The sequence below is a fragment of the Roseomonas sp. TF40 genome (assembly GCF_057219975.1).
Genome location: NZ_JBXVVR010000001.1, coordinates 1 through 14,934, shown reverse-complemented (window position 1 = coordinate 14,934; position 14,934 = coordinate 1). Strand labels below are relative to the sequence as shown.

The following is a 14,934-nucleotide window of genomic DNA, read 5'->3' as shown; positions in this document are numbered from 1 at the left end:
ATGCACCGCAATATTGACCGCGGCGTTTCTGCCTGCACCAATCACGCCACTCAAGCCGCCGCAGGACAAGACACAGCATGTTCACGACACGCCCGGAAATCGCCGGCACATTCGGGGTCGTCGCCTCGACGCACTGGATCGCGAGCCAGGTCGGCATGGCGGTTCTCGAACGTGGCGGTAATGCCTTCGACGCCGCCGTCGCCGCGGGCTTCACGCTGCAGGTGGCGGAGCCGCACCTCAACGGCCCGGGCGGCGACTGCCCCATCATCATCCATGACGCGAAGGCGGGCGCGCAGCGCGTGATCTGCGGCCAGGGCGTGGCACCGGCCGGGCTTTCCGTCCATCACATCAAGACTACGCTCGGGCTCGATCTGATGCCGGGCACGGGCTTCCTCGCCGCCATGGTGCCGGGCGCCTTCGATGCCTGGGCGCTGATGCTGCGCGACTGGGGCACCTGGTCGCTGCGCGAGGTGCTCTCCTACGCCATCGGCTATGCACGGCGCGGCATCCACTACGTGCCGCGCGTCGTCGCCACGCTCAACACGGTGCGCCCGATGTTCGAGGCGGAGTGGCACAGCTCGGCCGAGATCTGGCTGCGCAATGGCGGGCCGGTGGCCGGCGCGCTCTACGCCAATCCCACCCTTGCCGACACCTGGGAGCGCCTGCTGCGCGAGGCGGAGAGCGTAGGGCATGACCGGATCAAGCAGATCGAGGCCGCGCGCAACGCCTGGTATGGCGGCTTCGTGGCCGAAGCCATCGGCAATTTCTTCGCGAAGCACGAGATGCTCGACACGTCGGGCCGACGCCACAAGGGTGTCCTGACCGCCGATGACATGGCGCGCTGGCGCGCCAGCATCGAAGCACCGCTGCGGCGCGACTATCGCGGCACCACCGTGCTGAAATGCGGCGTGTGGAGCCAGGGGCCGACCATGCTGCAGACGCTGGCGCTGCTCGAGGGCTTCGACATCGGCGCGATGGATCCGCTCGGCGAGCGCTTCGTGCATACGGTGACCGAGGCGATGAAGCTCGCCTTCGCGGATCGCGAGGCCTTCTACGGCGACCCCGACTTCGTCGACGTGCCGATCGAGTACCTTCTCTCCGAGGGCTACAACGCCGAGCGCCGCAAGCTGATCACCGAGGCGGCCTCGCTGGAGCTGCGCCCGGGCAGCGTGCCGGGCCGCGCCACGCCCTGGGTCGATCACCACGCCGCCGATCGGATGGAGCTACTGACCCGTGCGCCCGGCGCGGGCGAGCCCACGGTGGCGCGGCTCGGCGCCTCGGGCGGGGATACCTGCCACATCGACGTGATCGACAACCAGGGCAACATGGTGAGTGCGACACCCTCGGGCGGGTGGTTCCAATCCTCGCCGGCCGTGCCGGGCCTGGGCTTCTGCCTCGGCACGCGCGGGCAGATGTTCTGGCTGGATGAGAACCTGCCCAACGGCCTCAAGCCCGGCAAGCGGCCGCGCACCACGCTCTCCCCCGCCATGGCGCTGAAGGAGGGCCGGCCCTGGCTCAGCTTCGGCACGCCGGGCGGCGAGCAGCAGGACCAGTGGCAGCCGATCATGTATCTGCGCATGGTCGATCACGCGCTGCAGATCCAGCAGGCCATCGACGCCCCCGCCTTCCACACCGAGCACTGGCCGAGCAGCTTCTGGCCGCGCGTCGCGCGCCCCGGCAAGCTGGTGCTGGAGGGCCGCTACGCGCCGGAAATCGCCCCCGCGCTGGCGGCGCGCGGGCATCTGGTGGAAACCGGCGGCGAGTGGTCCGAAGGCCGGCTCACCGGCGCGCGGCAGGAGGCCGATGGCCAGCTCTTCGCCGGCGCCAATCCGCGCGGCATGCAGGGCTACGCGGTCGGGCGCTGAAGGTGGCGAAGCATCGCGTTTTCCTTGCCGCGCCGGGGGGCGGCGCCCGTGCCGAGTTCCGTGCGCGGGTGCTGGCGGAGGTGGCGCCGCCCCTGGCGCCGCTCGTTCAACATCTCTCGGTCGATCTGGTGGATGCCACGCCTTCCACCCTGCCCTGGCAGCGCCCGGGCGAGCCCGCCGCGCCGGCCGAGCCGGATTTCGACGCGGTGATCGACCTCTGGGGCGAGGCTTCGGCCCTGGACGCGGCGCTGCGGCTGCTGGAGCCGCGTATCGCCGGTGTGCCCTGCGCCTCGGTGCGCGTGACCGAGAGCATCGAGAAGGATGAATTGCAACGCGCGCCGGGCCGCGCGCCGGGAGTGAAGTTCCTCGCGCTGATGCATTTCTGCACGGATCTGCCGCCGGTCGCGGCACGGCGGCTCTGGACGCATCACGCGCCGCTCGCGCTGCGCGTGCACATCGGCATGGCGCGCTATGTGCGCGACTGGGTGGAGCAGGCCGAACCAAGCCCGCTCGCCACCTTCCAGGGCATCGCCGAGTTGCACTTCCCCTCGGTCGAGGCGATGGCGACCCGCTGGTTCGATTCAGAAGCCGGTCGCCAGGCGATCATCCATGATGTGGGGCATTTCCTGGCTTTCGCGAAACGCCTCTACACCACGGAATACGTGCTGAAATAGCTCAGCGCTTGGCGGCCTGCGCGCGCAGGTCGGCGATGGTGGCGCGGTTCGTCACCTGCTCGGGGTTCATGCGCACCTCGATGATCGCGGGCTTCCCGCTGGCCTTGGCGCGCCTGAAGGCGGGCACGAGTTCCTCGGTGCGTTCGACGATCTCGCCGTGCCCGCCAAAGCTTTCGATGAACCGGGCGAAGTCCGGGTTGGTGAGCGCCGTGCCGGAGACGCGGCCCGGATAGGTGCGCTCCTGGTACATGCGGATCGTGCCGTACATGCCGTTGTTGAACACCAGGATGATCGGCGCCGCACCATGGTGGAAGGCGGTTGCGATCTCCTGCCCCGTCATCAGCGCGCCGCCATCGCCCACGAAGCAGACCACGGTGCGCTCGGGATGGGTGATGGCCGCCCCGATCGCCGCCGGCACGCCATAGCCCATCGCGCCATTGGTGGGGCCGAGGAAATCCTGCCCCTCCCGCACATGGGTGAAGCGGGTCGGCCAGGTGGCGAAATTGCCGGCATCGGTGGTGAAGATGGTGTCCGCCGGCAGGACCGATTCGAGTTCCTGCAGCGCCACGGCCAGGTTCAGCGGCCCGTCATAGCCCGGCGCCTTGGCCTGCGCCTCGCGCGCCGCACGCACCGCGGCACGCCAGCCGGACCAGCGCGGCGCGGCGATGCGCGGCGTGGCGGCGGCCGCGGCGGCGAAGGCGTTCACATCGGCGACGATGCCGAGTGCCACGCGATGCACGCGCCCGATCTCCGTCTGCTCCTGGTGCACATGCACGATGGGCTGGCGCCCGGCGAGGTCGAACAGCGTATAGCCCTGGCTCACCGGCTCGCCGAGACGCGTGCCGATGGCGAGGATCAGATCCGCCTCCCGCGCCTTGGCGACCAGCCCCGCATCGGCGCCCACGCCGAGATCGCCCGCATAATGCGCCGAGGTGCCGTCGAAGAGCCCCTGGCGGCGGAAGGAGACGGCGACGGGGATGTCGTTGCCGACGAGGAAGTCGCGGATCGCAGCGCGGCCGGCCGCGTTCCAGCCGCTGCCGCCGAGGATCGCGAGCGGCTTTTCCGCCTTCTCCAGCATCGCCATCAGCCGCGGCAGGGCCTCGGGTGCGGGATGCGCGGGCAGCACCGGGCAGGGGCCGATATCGGGCACGGTGGCGAGGTGCTTCTGCATCTCCTCGCTCAGCGCCACCACCACGGGACCCGGACGGCCCGAGGTCGCGACATCGAAGGCGCGGGCGATGAGTTCGGGGATGCGCTCGACCTCGTCGATCTGCGTCACCCATTTCGCGATGGGCGAGAAGAAGCGGCGGTAGTCGACCTCCTGGAAGCTCTCGCGATCGGTCTCGCCCATCGGGATCTGGCCCACCAGCAGCACGAGCGGCGTGCTGTCCTGCTGCGCCACATGCACGCCGATGGCGGCATGGCAGGCGCCCGGCCCGCGCGTGACCACGGCGACCCCGGCGCGGCCCGTCAGCTTGCCCTGCGCCTCGGCCATATGGACGGCACCGGCCTCGAAGCGGCAGGTGACGAGCTGGATGCGGTTGCGCTGGGCGTAGAGGCCATCGAGCAGGTCGAGATAGCTCTCGCCCGGCACGGCGAAGACATGCGTGGCGCCATTGGCCACCAGCGCATCCGCCAGGATCTGTCCGCCCGTGCGCGCCTGCGCGCCTGCCGCATCGGCCATCTGCATTCCTCCGCCCGAAACCGGCGGAGGATTTAGCGTGAAGCGGGCGCGGCGGCTACTCGGCCCCCCTTACTCCGCGGGGGCCGGATGCGCTGCCGGGTGGCGGTTCTCGAGTTCGGAGAGCCGCGCCGCCACCGCGCCGATCGGCTTGGTGAAGGGCGCGAGCAGCAGGTAGAGCGCGGGCACGGCGTAGAGGGTGAGGAAGGTGGAGAAGGTCACGCCACCGACGATCACGATGCCCAGCGCCTGGCGGCTCTCCGCCCCCGCGCCCGTCGCCATGGCCAGCGGCACCGCGCCGAAGACGGTGGCGATGGAGGTCATCAGGATGGGTCGCAGCCGCACCACGGAGGCTTCCAGCACCGCGTCATGCACGCTCATGCCGCGGTCGCGCAGCTGGTTCGCGAACTCCACCACGAGGATGCCGTTCTTCGCCATCAACCCGATCAGCAGGATCATGCCGATCTGGCTGAAGACGTTGAGCGTGCCGCCGGTGAAGTGCAGCGCCAGCAAGCCGCCGGTGACCGCGAGCGGCGTGGAGAGCAGGATGATGAAGGGGTGGATGAAGCTCTCGAACTGCGCGGCCAACACGAGGAACACCACAAGCAAGGCGAGGGCGAAGGTGACGTAGAGCGCCGAGGAGCTTTCCTTGAACTCCAGGCTCTGGCCGCGATAGCTGATGCGCGCCTCGGCCGGCAGCACGTCGCGCGCCGTGGCCTCCATGAAGGCCAGCGCCTCGCCCAGCGTGTAGCCGGGGGCAAGGGAGGCGGTGATGGTGATGGCGCGCACGCGATCCTCGCGCGCCAGGGATTGCGGTCGCGCACGCTCGGTGAGCGTCACGATGTTGGACAGCGGCACAAGCCCGCCCTGCGCCGCGCCGCCGGTGCCGATCAGGCCCAGCGCGCCGCCGCCGGTGGTGCGGACGAAGATGTTCTGCAGATCATAGGGCGTGGCGCGATCCTGCTCGCGCGCCTGGATGATGATCTTGTACTCCTCGCCGCCCTGGACGTAGGTGCCGACCTCCCGTGAGCCCAGCATGGTCTCGATGGTGCGGCCCACCGCCTGCACCGAAAGGCCGAGTTCGGCGGCCTTGCGGCGGTCGATGTCCACCCGGATCTCGGGCTTCGTCTCGCGGTAGTTGCTGTCCATGTTGAGCAGGCGGGGATTCTGCCGCGCGCGCTCCAGGAAGCGGTCGCGCCACTGCACCAGCGTCGCGTAGTCCGGCCCGCCGATGACGAACTGCACGGGCGGCTGGAAGCCGCGCTGGCCGAGCGAGGGCGGGTTCAGCGCGAAGGCGCGCACGCCGGGAATGGCCAGCAACTGCGGCATCATCTCAGAGGCGATCTGCTGCTGCTTGCGGTCGCGCTGGTCCCAGGGGGCGAGGCGCATGAAGATGTTGGCCACATTGCCCTGGGCGGGGCGCTGGAAGCCGCCGACCGTGGCGAAGACGGAAGCCACCTCGCCGCGCTCGACATAGGGCTGGATGATGCGCTCGACGCGCATCACCTGCTCGCGCGTATAGGCGAAGCTCGCCCCTTCCGGGCCGGTGGTGGGAATGATGATCGTGCCGCGATCCTCGAGCGGGGCGAATTCCTTCGGCACGATGGTGAAGAGGATCACCGCGAGGCCCGAGACCGCGGCCATGATGCCCAGCGTGATGATCGGCGCCGCCAGGGCGCGCCGCAGGGAGACGCGCAGCAGCCAGTTCATGCCGAGGAAGAAGGGCTCGGTCCAGCGGATCAGGCGGCTGTCGCCGTCATGCGACTTGAGCAGCTTCGAGCACATCATCGGCGTCAGCGTCAGCGCGATGAAGCCCGAGAAGATGACCGAGGCCGCGAGTGCGAAGCCGAACTCGGTGAAGAGCCGCCCGGTATTGCCCCCCATGAAGGAGAGCGGCACGAAGACCGCGACCAGCACCAGCGTGGTCGCGATCACCGCGAAGGCGATCTCGCGCGAGCCGCGCAGCGCGGCCAGCAGCGGTTCCTCCCCTTCCTCGATCCGGCGGTGCACATTCTCCAGCACCACGATGGCGTCATCGACGACGAGGCCGATGGCCAGCACCAGGCCGAGCAGCGTCAGCACGTTGATCGAGAAGCCGAAGGCGGCGAGCGCGATGAAGGAGGCGACGAGCGAGACCGGGATCGCGACCGCGGGGATGATCGTGGCCCGCCAGCTGCGCAGGAAGAAGAAGATCACGCCCACCACCAGGGCGAGGGCGATCATCAGCGCGTGCTCGACCTCGTAGATCGACTGGGCGATGAAGACGCTCTCATCGTAGCCCACCACCACCGAGACCCCATCGGGCACCGAGGCGCGGATGCGCTCCACCTCACGCTTCACGCCCTCCGCCACGGAGAGCGTATTGGCGGTGGATTGCCGCAGGATGCCCAGGCCGACGGCGGGCTTGCCATTGATGCGGTACTCGCCGCGCGTGTCCTCGGGGGCGACCTCGATATGCGCCACATCGCCGAGCAGCACCTGCCCGCCGGAGGAGCGCGAGAGGACCAGCGAGCGGAACTGCTCGGGCCGCGCCATGCGGGTGTCGGTGCGCACGGTGAGCTCGCGCGCCGAGCTTTCGATGCGCCCGCCCGGCAATTCCACATTCTCGCGCCGGATCGCGTCTTCCACGTCCTGCACCGTCAGGCCGCGCGCGGCGAGGCCCTGGCGGTCCAGCCAGATGCGCATGGAGGGCTTGCGCTCGCCCAGCACCAGCACCTGCGCCACGCCCTCGACGATGGCGAGGCGATCCGCGAAGCGCCGGCGGGCGACCTCGGTCAGTTCCATGCCCGAGAGCTGGTCGGAAACCAGGGCGATCCACAGGATCGGCCGCGCATCGCCATCCACCTTCTGCACGATCGGCGTATCCGCCTGCTCCGGCAGGCGTGCCAGCGCGCGCGCCACACGGTCACGCACGTCGTTGGAGGCGGAATCCACATCGCGCGTCAGCAGGAATTCCAGCGTCACCTGGCTGCGTTCGTCGCGCGACTGGCTGGAGATGAACTTGATGCCCTCGATGCCCGCGACTGCGGCCTCGATGATCTCGGTGATCTGGGTGTCGACCACGGCGGCCGAGGCGCCGCGATAGGTGGTCGTCACCGAGATCACGGGCGGGTCGATCGCGGGGTATTCGCGCACCGGCAGCTTCGAGAGAGACGCGATACCGAGCACCATCAGCATCAGGCTGACCACCATCGCGAAGACGGGCCGCTTGATCGAGAGGTCCGAAAGCACCATTGGCCGGGTTCCCCGTGCTAGAGCCGGTCAGGCGAGGTGGGCAGGTTCACGAGGTCGGGCGGGTCATCGTCTCGGTGACCCGCACCGGGGCGTTGTCGCGCAGGCGCTGGATGCCGCGCACCACGATGGGCTCGCCGACCTGCACGCCCGAGAGCACCTCCACCTCGCCCTGCAGGCGCTGGCCGAGGCGCACCTCGACGCGGCGCGCACGGTTGTCGCGGATCACATAGACGAAGTTGCGGTCGCCCAGCGGGTCGAGCGCCTCTTCCGCAACCAGCATCGCATCGTCGCGCCGGCGCAGCACCAGTTCGACCGTCATGAAAAGGCCGGGCTTCAGCGCCTCATCCGCGTTCTCGAACTCGCTGATCACGCGCACGGTGCGGGTGGTTGTGTCGATGCGCGTATCCACAACCGCCACGGTGCCCTCGAACCGCCGATCGCCGAAGGCGGCGCTGCGCGCCGTCACCACGCTGCCGGTCTGCACCTGGGCGAGGAAGACCTCGGGCACGGAGAATTCGACGCGCACCTTGGAGATGTCATCCAGCGTGGTCACGATCGTGCCGGGCTGCAGCAGCGCGCCGAGGCTGACCTGGCGCAGGCCGACGCGGCCGTTGAAGGGGGCGGCGATGCGCAATTCTTCCAGCCGCGCCTGGGCCTGGCGCACGCGGCCTTCGGCCTGGCGGGTCAGGGCCTCGAGCGTCTCGAGCCGCTGGGCGGCGATGCTCTGGCCGGGTTGAAGCTGGCGGGCGCGCTGCACCTGGCTGCGGGCGTCGTCGAACAGGGCGCGCGCCTGGTCGAGTTCGGCGCGCAGCGCGTTGGCCTCCATCTCGATCAGGGCATCGCCCTCGCGCACGCGCTGGCCCTCGGTGAAGCGGATGGCGGAGACGATGCCGGTCACCTTGGCGGTGATGGTCACCGAGTCCCGGGCGCGCACGGTGCCCACGGATTCCGCGCGATCGACCACCACCCCGGCGCGCACCGGCGAGACGACGACGCCGACCGGCCCGCCCCCCCCGCCGCCACGGTTCTGGGCGCTCGGTGCCGCGGCCTCCAGGCCGACGAGCGCGAGCGGGCGCGGAAGGCCGAACTGCTCGCCGTAGATGTGCCACGCCGCGCCGACGCCCCCGATAAGGGCCAGGGCAGCCAGCTGGGAGATGATGCGCATGCGACCCCAGTTCTTGCCTGTCTCTATGTTCTTGCGCTGCCAGTGCGACAGGGCAAGTCCGCGGAGACCTTCTTCAACCTATGGGACCGGCTGTTTCACCAGCCGTGACGCGCCGTTGTGTCTCACGCACGCCGGTCCGACGCAAGCAAAGCCTGTGCCGTGTAGTGCTTCGTCACAAAACCCGATCCCCGCCCTGCCCGCCCTTCCCCTGCGCCCCGTGTCGCGGCAGTCTCCGCGCAGAGCCAAGGGGTGCTGCGATGCGGGCGATCTTCGTGATGATCAAATGCGAGATGGGTCAGGCCTACCGCGTGGCAAGGCAGATGGCCGATTCCATTACCGAGTTGTCAGAAATGCACTCGATCAGCGGACAGTATGACCTGCTCGGGAAGTTCTACCTGGAGACCGACCAGGATATCGGCCTGTTCGTTGTGGAGCAGGTGCAGAGCGTGCCGGGCGTGAAGGACACCTATACCCTGCAGACCTTCAACGCCTTCTCCGGCGGGCGGGGCTGAAGCGCCGCCACAGCTTCGCCACAACCAGGCCGCCTGGGCGCCCGCGACGACGCGCAGGATGCGCGCATTGGAGGACCATCCGATGCGCCTTTTCGCCCCCCTCGCGCTTTGCGCCGCCCTGTTGCTGGGCGCCTGCCAGAACCCCGACGGGTCGGTGAACGTGCCGGCGAGCATCGCGCTGGGCGCGGGCATCGCCCTGGCGGGGGTGGCCATCGCCTCCGCCAATGACAGCCCGCGGCGCTACGATGATCGCCGCGGCTACTACCGCCACCGCCATGGCCATGGTTATGGCCGGCACTACTCCTCGCGCGGCTGGTAGCTCACGCCCAGGATTTGAAGTTCGGCATCGCGGAGATCGGCGCCGCCGCCTGCAGTTTCGCGATGTCGGGCACCGGGCGGGCGAGGGTCGCATCGCCCGCCACCGCGGCCTCGATCGCCGCCGCCACCGCGAGCACCAGCGCATCGCCGCCGCGCGGGCCCACGATCTGCAGGCCGAAGGGCATCCCCGCCTTGTCCACGCCAAGCGGCAGGCTCACCGCCGGATGGCCCACCAGCGTCACCGCATAGGCCAGCGCCAGCCAGTGGAAGTAGGTGCGCGTCGGCTGGCCGTCGATCTCGGCGGGGTAGAGTTCGCTCCAGGGGCGCGGGCTGATCGTGATGGCGGGGCTGATCAGTACGTCGTGGTTGCGGAAGAAGGACTGCCAGCCGCGATAGATGCGCGTCTGCTCGGCCGCCGCGCGGGCATAGTCCGCCAGCGAATAGCGTAGCCCTTCCTCGACATTGGCGCGCACATTGGGCCCCACATCCTGCGGGCGGGTGCGCACCTTCTCGGCATGCGACTGCAGGAAGGAGGCGGCGCGCAGGATCTCGAAGCTTTCATCCGTGCCGGCGCAATCCGGGGTCGCCTCCTCGACCACGCCGAAGAGCGGCGTCAGCGCGGCCACGCGGCTCGCGAAGACCTCGCGGATATGGCGCTCGGTGGGCGCGAAGCCGAAATCGGGCGTCGCGGCCACGCGCAGCCGCGCGAGATCGACGCCCAGGGGCGGGAAGAAATCCCGGTCCCCCTTGCGCACGTCGCGGCCAGGCAGCGTGTAGGCCAGCGGGTCCAGCGCATCGTCATCGGCCATGGCCGAGAGCAGCAGGGCGCAATCCTCCGCCGTGCGCGCCATCGGCCCCAGCACCGGCAGGCCCGACCAGCCCAGTCCCCGCCGCTCGGAGGGCACCAGCCCTGGCGAAGGGCGGAAGCCGACGATGCCGTTGAAGGCCGCCGGGTTGCGCAAGGACCCGCCCGTGTCGCTGCCCGAGGCGATGGGCACCATCCCCGTCGCCAGCGCCACCGCCGAGCCGCCCGAGGACCCGGCGGCCGAGCGCGCGGGGTCGAAGGCATTGCCCGTCGCGCCATAGACCAGGTTGCGCGTATTCGCGCCGGCGCCGAATTCCGGCGTGTTCGTCTTGCCCGTCACGATGGCGCCCGCTGCCCGCAGGTTGGTCACCATGGCCTCGTCGCGCGTCGGGATATGGTCGGCGAAGATCGGGCTGCCCCAGGTGGTGCGCAGGCCCTTCGTCTCCTCCAGGTCCTTGATGCCGATCGGCAGGCCGTGCAGCGGGCCGAGCCTCTCGCCCGCCATCACCGAGACCTCGGCCTGCTTCGCCGCCTCCCGCGCCCGGTCGGTATCCATGGCCACCATCGCGTTCACCGCATGGTTCACGGCGCCGATGCGCGTGAGGCAGCTTTCCAGCAGTTCGACGGGGCTGAGCTTCCGCGCCCCGATCAGGCGGCGGGCGGCGACGGCGGAGAGATCGCAGGGGTCGGTCATGCGCCGAGTTCCTTCTCGTAGAGCGCCAGGATCTCGGCGCTGAAGCAGGCGATGGTGATGTCGAGATCCGCGGCCTCGGCCAGCGTGGCGACCGCGATGGCGGTGGCCTCCGCAGGCGGGTAGCGGAAGACGCCGATGGAGATGGCCGGGAAGGCGATGGAGCGCCCGCCCACGCCCCGCAGCAGCGCGAGCGAGGCGCGGTAGGCGCCGGCGAGCAGCGCGGCCTCCCCCTGCCCGCCGCCGCGCCATTCCGGGCCCACGGCATGGATCACATGCTGCGCCTTGAGGCGGAAGCCGGGCGTGATCCGCGCCTCCCCCACCGGGCAGCCGCCCAGCGCGCGGCAGGCGGCCAGCAATTCCGGCCCGGCGGCGCGATGCACCGCGCCATCCACGCCGCCCCCGCCGCGCAGCCACTGGTTGGCGGCGGTCACCAGCGCATCGACCTCGAGCGTGGTGATGTCGGCAAGGCGGGCGCGGATCGGCATGGCCTCAGTAGCCGAGCGCGCAGCCATCCTTGCGCGGGTCGGACCCGCCGACGAGGCAGCCGCGCGCCCGGTCGATCAGGATCGCCTGGCCGCCGCCATGCGGCTTGTCGATGATCTCGCAGTCATGGCCGAGCCGGTTCAGCCGGTCGATGGCGCTGGCCGAGATGCCCTGCTCCACCTGCAGCTTGCCCAGGCGCGGGAAGAGCCGGGGCGCGTCCAGCGCCTCCTGCACGTCGAGGCCGTATTCGAAGTGGTTCGCCAGGAACCAGGTCTGGCCCATCGGCTGGAAGTGCCCGCCCATCACGCCATAGGGCATGATGGCTTCGCCGTTCTTCATCACCATGCCCGGGATGATGGTGTGCATCGGGCGCTTGTCGGGCGCGATGCAGTTCGGGTGGCCTTCCTCCAGCCGGAAGCCGTAGCCGCGATTCTGCAGGATCACGCCCGATTTCTCGGCCAGCAGCCCGCTGCCGAAGCCCTCGAAGAGCGAGTTGATGAAGCTGCACGCATTGCCGTCACGGTCGACGACGCTGAGATAGACCGTGTCCTTGTGCTTCGCCCAATCCGCGCTGCCCGCCGCGGGCAGTTCGGCCAGGGCCTTCTCGTCCGAGATCAGCTTCGCCAGCGCGTGCAGATAGCCATCCGAGGTCAGGCGCTCCACCGGCACCGCCACCTGCGAGGGGTCGGCGAGGAAGGCGTCGCGGTCGCGATAGGCCAGGCGCGCGGCCTCGACATGGCGGTGCATGCGTTCGACGGAATCGAAGCCGCCCTCGGCGGTGCCGAGCTGCTCGATCATGCCCAGGATCATCAGCACGATCAGGCCCGAGCCGTTCGGCGGGCACTGGAAGACCTCCATGTCGCGCCAACGGCGGCTGATCGGCGTCACGAACTCGGCCACGCTCGCCCCGCGGGCGAAATCCTCTTCCGTATGCGTGCCGCCGGCAGCACGCAGCGTGGCGACCATGTCGGCCGCGATCTCGCCCTCATAGAAGGCCTTGGCGCCGTGCTGCGCGATGGCGCGCAGCGTCCTGGCCAGGGCGGGCTGCACGAAACGGTCGCCGAGGCCCAGCGCCTGCCCGTCCTTGAGGAAGTTGCGCCGCGCCGCCTCCTGGATCGAGAGCTTGCCGACAGAGCCCGCCCAGTCGCTCGCCACGCGCTGGGAGACAAAGAAGCCTTCCTCGGCATAGTGGATGGCGGGGGCGAGGAGTTGCGCCAAGGGCGTGCGGCCATGCGCCGCGTTCAGCGCCGCCCAGGCGGAAATCGCCCCCGGCACGGTCACGCTGTGCGCCGAGGTCGGGTGCATGGCGGTCAGCCCCGCCGCGCGGAGCGCCTCCGGCGTCGCGCCGCGCGGCGCGCGGCCCGAACCGTTCATCGCAACGACCTTGCCGGTGCCGGCCGGCGCGTAGAGGCAGAAGCAATCGCCGCCGATGCCCGTGCTCTGCGGCTCCACCACCGCCAGCACGGCGGCCGCGGCGATGGCGCCATCCAGCGCATTGCCACCCGCGCGCAGCACGTCGAGCGCGGCGAGTGTGGCCTGCGGCATCGAGGTCGCGGCCATGCCGTTCGCGGCATAGACAGCGCTGCGGCCGGGGGCGTGGAAATTGCGCTTCATGCAAGAAGGTCCTGAACCAGAAAGGAAGAACGGGGCATGGCGGCTATTGCGTCAGGAAGCCGCCATCGATGACGAGGCTCGCGCCGCTGACCATGGCGCTGGCCGGCGCGGCGAGGAAGACGATGGCGCCCATGATGTCCTCCACCGTCGCCAGCCGGCCGAGCGGCGTGCGGCGGACATGCCCGGCGCGGAATTTGGGGTCGGCCAGCACGCCCGCCGTCAGCGGCGTCTCGACGAAGCCGGGCGCGATGGCGTTCACGCGGATGCCATGCGGGCCAAGCTCGGTGGCCAGCGCCTTGGTCATCCCCTCGATGGCGTGCTTGGTCGCCGTGTAGACGCTGCGGTTGATGCCGCCGACATGGCCATTGACCGAGGAGAGGTTGATGATCGCGCCCCCCTGCCCCGCGCGCACCATGCCCGCCGCCACCGCCTGCGCCACGGTGAACATCGCGCGGATGTTGAGGTCGAGCAGATAGTCCAGCGACTCGTCGCGCAGCTCCAGGAAGGGCTCGCGGATATTGGTGCCGGCATTGTTCAGCAGGATGTCGAAGGGCCCGGCCTCGCCGACCAGCGCGCGTACCGCCGCCCGGTCCGTCACGTCGAGGGTTGCGGCACGGGCGGTGCAGCCGGCCTCCGCCAGGGCGGCGACGGTCTGCGCCATCTCATCGGCGGAGCGGGCGGCGAGCACCACCTCGGCCCCCGCCATGGCCAGGGCGACGGCGCCGGCGCGGCCGATTCCCTTGCTTGCGCCGGTGACCAGGGCGCGCAGGCCATCCAGGCGGAAACTGGGCGTGACGGGCAGCATCGGGCGTAGGGCTCCGCGGGGCACGTGTGTGGGCGCTTATCTGGGCGCGCTTTCCTTGCGCCCACCGCCCGCCCCGCGCAAGGGGGCGGGACCACCCTTCCCCCGCCGGCCGACCCGCGCTAGATCGCGCCATGGATCAGATCGACGTCTCCGTCTTCGAGCAGGTCGAGGTGCGCGCCGGCACCATCGTGGATGCGCAGCCCTTCCCCGAGGCGCGCAAGCCCGCCATCAAGCTCTGGATCGATTTCGGCCCGGCGCTGGGCGTGCGGCAATCCTCCGCCCAGATCACCGCGCACTACCAGCCGGACCGGCTGATCGGCCGCCAGGTGGTGGCGGTGGTGAACTTCCCGCCCCGCAAGATCGCGGGCTTCGAGAGCCAGGTGCTGGTGCTCGGCCTGCCGGATGAGAACAACGAAGTCGTGCTGCTGCGCCCCGACATCAGGGTGCCCGATGGCGGCCGGATGTATTGAGGGAGAGAAGGCATGGCGCCGCGCTACTACACCGTGACCTGGGACCAGCTGCACCGCGACGCCAAGGCGCTGGCCTGGCGGCTGGTGGATCGCGGCCCCTGGGTGGGCATGGTCGCGATCACGCGCGGCGGGCTGATCCCCTCCGCCATCATCGCGCGCGAGCTGGATTGCCGGCTGATCGAGACCGTCTCCGTCGTCACCTATGACGAGGAAGAGCGCGGCAAGCCCAAGGTGGTGAAGGCGCCCGAGGCCGCGCTGGCGAGCCAGGGCGAAGGCTGGCTGCTGATCGACGACCTGGTGGATACCGGCACCACCGCGCGCGTGGTGCGCGCGATGCTGCCCAAGGCGCATTTCGCCACCGTCTATGCGAAGCCCGAGGGCAAGGACACGGTGGACGCCTTCATCACCGAGGTCAGCCAGGACACCTGGATCCTGTTCCCCTGGGACACCGAGCCGCAATTCATCGCGCCCATCGCCAAGGCGCACGCGGCCGGAGGCTAGAGCACGCTGCGTTCCCATGAACGCGGCTCGTGCTCTAGGTGTTTAGTCCCGGCATTTGGTGGTGCGGATTTTGTGTGAAGCGGTCGGGCTGGTCTGCCCACGCCTTGCAGATG

The 14,934-nt window shown here is 70.1% G+C and carries 13 protein-coding genes; 6 read left to right on the top strand and 7 right to left on the bottom strand.

The window, feature by feature from the left end:
• The first annotated feature begins 77 nt into the window (after positions 1–77).
• Both AC2D9U_RS00065 and AC2D9U_RS00060 read left to right on the top strand, forming a co-directional pair.
• Positions 78–1,865, top strand: a complete 1,788-nt coding sequence (locus tag AC2D9U_RS00065; protein ID WP_484745166.1) for a gamma-glutamyltransferase family protein — start codon at positions 78–80, stop codon at positions 1,863–1,865.
• A gap of 2 nt (positions 1,866–1,867) precedes the next feature.
• The gene (locus tag AC2D9U_RS00060; RefSeq protein WP_484745164.1) at positions 1,868–2,539 is read left to right on the top strand and encodes an EthD domain-containing protein; all 672 of its coding nucleotides are present in this window, start codon (positions 1,868–1,870) and stop codon (positions 2,537–2,539) included.
• A 1-nt stretch (position 2,540) separates the two neighbouring features.
• Here AC2D9U_RS00060 and AC2D9U_RS00055 read toward each other — a convergent pair whose 3' ends face one another.
• The 3 genes from AC2D9U_RS00055 to AC2D9U_RS00045 all read right to left on the bottom strand — a co-directional run bounded on the left by AC2D9U_RS00055 (position 2,541) and on the right by AC2D9U_RS00045 (position 8,619).
• Entirely contained in the window at positions 2,541–4,223 is a 1,683-nt protein-coding gene (locus AC2D9U_RS00055) for a thiamine pyrophosphate-dependent enzyme (RefSeq protein ID WP_484745162.1), read from the bottom strand.
• 69 nt (positions 4,224–4,292) lie between these two features.
• Entirely contained in the window at positions 4,293–7,454 is a 3,162-nt protein-coding gene (locus AC2D9U_RS00050; RefSeq protein ID WP_484745160.1) for an efflux RND transporter permease subunit, read from the bottom strand.
• Between the two features lie 46 nt (positions 7,455–7,500).
• On the bottom strand, positions 7,501–8,619 hold the full coding sequence (locus AC2D9U_RS00045) for an efflux RND transporter periplasmic adaptor subunit (protein WP_484745159.1): 1,119 nt from the start codon (positions 8,617–8,619) through the stop codon (positions 7,501–7,503).
• Positions 8,620–8,699: 80 nt separating this feature from the next.
• On the opposite strand from AC2D9U_RS00045, the gene AC2D9U_RS00040 reads away from it, so the two are divergent.
• Both AC2D9U_RS00040 and AC2D9U_RS00035 read left to right on the top strand, forming a co-directional pair.
• Positions 8,700–9,131 carry an Lrp/AsnC ligand binding domain-containing protein gene (locus AC2D9U_RS00040; RefSeq protein ID WP_484745158.1) on the top strand — a complete coding sequence of 144 codons (432 nt, stop codon included), beginning with the start codon at positions 8,700–8,702 and terminating at the stop codon, positions 9,129–9,131.
• A gap of 82 nt (positions 9,132–9,213) precedes the next feature.
• Positions 9,214–9,450, top strand: a complete 237-nt coding sequence (locus tag AC2D9U_RS00035; RefSeq protein ID WP_484745157.1) for a hypothetical protein — start codon at positions 9,214–9,216, stop codon at positions 9,448–9,450.
• Position 9,451: 1 nt separating this feature from the next.
• On the opposite strand, the gene AC2D9U_RS00030 is transcribed toward AC2D9U_RS00035, so the two are convergent.
• The 4 genes from AC2D9U_RS00030 to AC2D9U_RS00015 are packed head-to-tail and all read right to left on the bottom strand — an operon-like array spanning position 9,452 to position 13,850.
• Positions 9,452–10,948, bottom strand: a complete 1,497-nt coding sequence (locus AC2D9U_RS00030; RefSeq protein ID WP_484745155.1) for an amidase — start codon at positions 10,946–10,948, stop codon at positions 9,452–9,454.
• Positions 10,945–11,433: a macro domain-containing protein gene (locus AC2D9U_RS00025; protein ID WP_484745153.1), complete on the bottom strand. Its 489-nt coding sequence runs from the start codon at positions 11,431–11,433 to the stop codon at positions 10,945–10,947. Before AC2D9U_RS00025 ends, AC2D9U_RS00030 begins: the two co-directional genes overlap by 4 nt.
• 4 nt (positions 11,434–11,437) lie before the next feature.
• Entirely contained in the window at positions 11,438–13,045 is a 1,608-nt protein-coding gene (ggt, locus tag AC2D9U_RS00020; protein WP_484745152.1) for a gamma-glutamyltransferase, read from the bottom strand.
• Between the two features lie 43 nt (positions 13,046–13,088).
• Complete coding sequence (locus AC2D9U_RS00015; protein WP_484745151.1) at positions 13,089–13,850, bottom strand: SDR family NAD(P)-dependent oxidoreductase; 762 nt, start codon at positions 13,848–13,850, stop codon at positions 13,089–13,091.
• Between the two features lie 131 nt (positions 13,851–13,981).
• Here AC2D9U_RS00015 and AC2D9U_RS00010 point away from each other — a divergent pair, with 131 nt between their 5' ends.
• Positions 13,982–14,320 (top strand): tRNA-binding protein, encoded by a 339-nt coding sequence (locus AC2D9U_RS00010; protein ID WP_484745149.1) that lies wholly within the window; start codon positions 13,982–13,984, stop codon positions 14,318–14,320.
• Positions 14,321–14,332: 12 nt separating this feature from the next.
• Positions 14,333–14,821, top strand: a complete 489-nt coding sequence (gene gpt, locus AC2D9U_RS00005; protein WP_484745148.1) for a xanthine phosphoribosyltransferase — start codon at positions 14,333–14,335, stop codon at positions 14,819–14,821.
• Positions 14,822–14,934 lie beyond the last annotated feature (113 nt).

Coding starts and splice junctions, on each gene's coding strand:
- AC2D9U_RS00065 (WP_484745166.1), top strand. CDS start 78: ATGTTCACGACACGCCCGGAAATCGCCGGCACATTCGGGGTCGTCGCC.
- AC2D9U_RS00055 (WP_484745162.1), bottom strand. CDS start 4,223: ATGGCCGATGCGGCAGGCGCGCAGGCGCGCACGGGCGGACAGATCCTG.
- AC2D9U_RS00050 (WP_484745160.1), bottom strand. CDS start 7,454: ATGGTGCTTTCGGACCTCTCGATCAAGCGGCCCGTCTTCGCGATGGTG.
- AC2D9U_RS00045 (WP_484745159.1), bottom strand. CDS start 8,619: ATGCGCATCATCTCCCAGCTGGCTGCCCTGGCCCTTATCGGGGGCGTC.
- AC2D9U_RS00040 (WP_484745158.1), top strand. CDS start 8,700: ATGGGACCGGCTGTTTCACCAGCCGTGACGCGCCGTTGTGTCTCACGC.
- AC2D9U_RS00035 (WP_484745157.1), top strand. CDS start 9,214: ATGCGCCTTTTCGCCCCCCTCGCGCTTTGCGCCGCCCTGTTGCTGGGC.
- AC2D9U_RS00030 (WP_484745155.1), bottom strand. CDS start 10,948: ATGACCGACCCCTGCGATCTCTCCGCCGTCGCCGCCCGCCGCCTGATC.
- AC2D9U_RS00025 (WP_484745153.1), bottom strand. CDS start 11,433: ATGCCGATCCGCGCCCGCCTTGCCGACATCACCACGCTCGAGGTCGAT.
- ggt (WP_484745152.1), bottom strand. CDS start 13,045: ATGAAGCGCAATTTCCACGCCCCCGGCCGCAGCGCTGTCTATGCCGCG.
- AC2D9U_RS00015 (WP_484745151.1), bottom strand. CDS start 13,850: ATGCTGCCCGTCACGCCCAGTTTCCGCCTGGATGGCCTGCGCGCCCTG.
- AC2D9U_RS00010 (WP_484745149.1), top strand. CDS start 13,982: ATGGATCAGATCGACGTCTCCGTCTTCGAGCAGGTCGAGGTGCGCGCC.
- gpt (WP_484745148.1), top strand. CDS start 14,333: ATGGCGCCGCGCTACTACACCGTGACCTGGGACCAGCTGCACCGCGAC.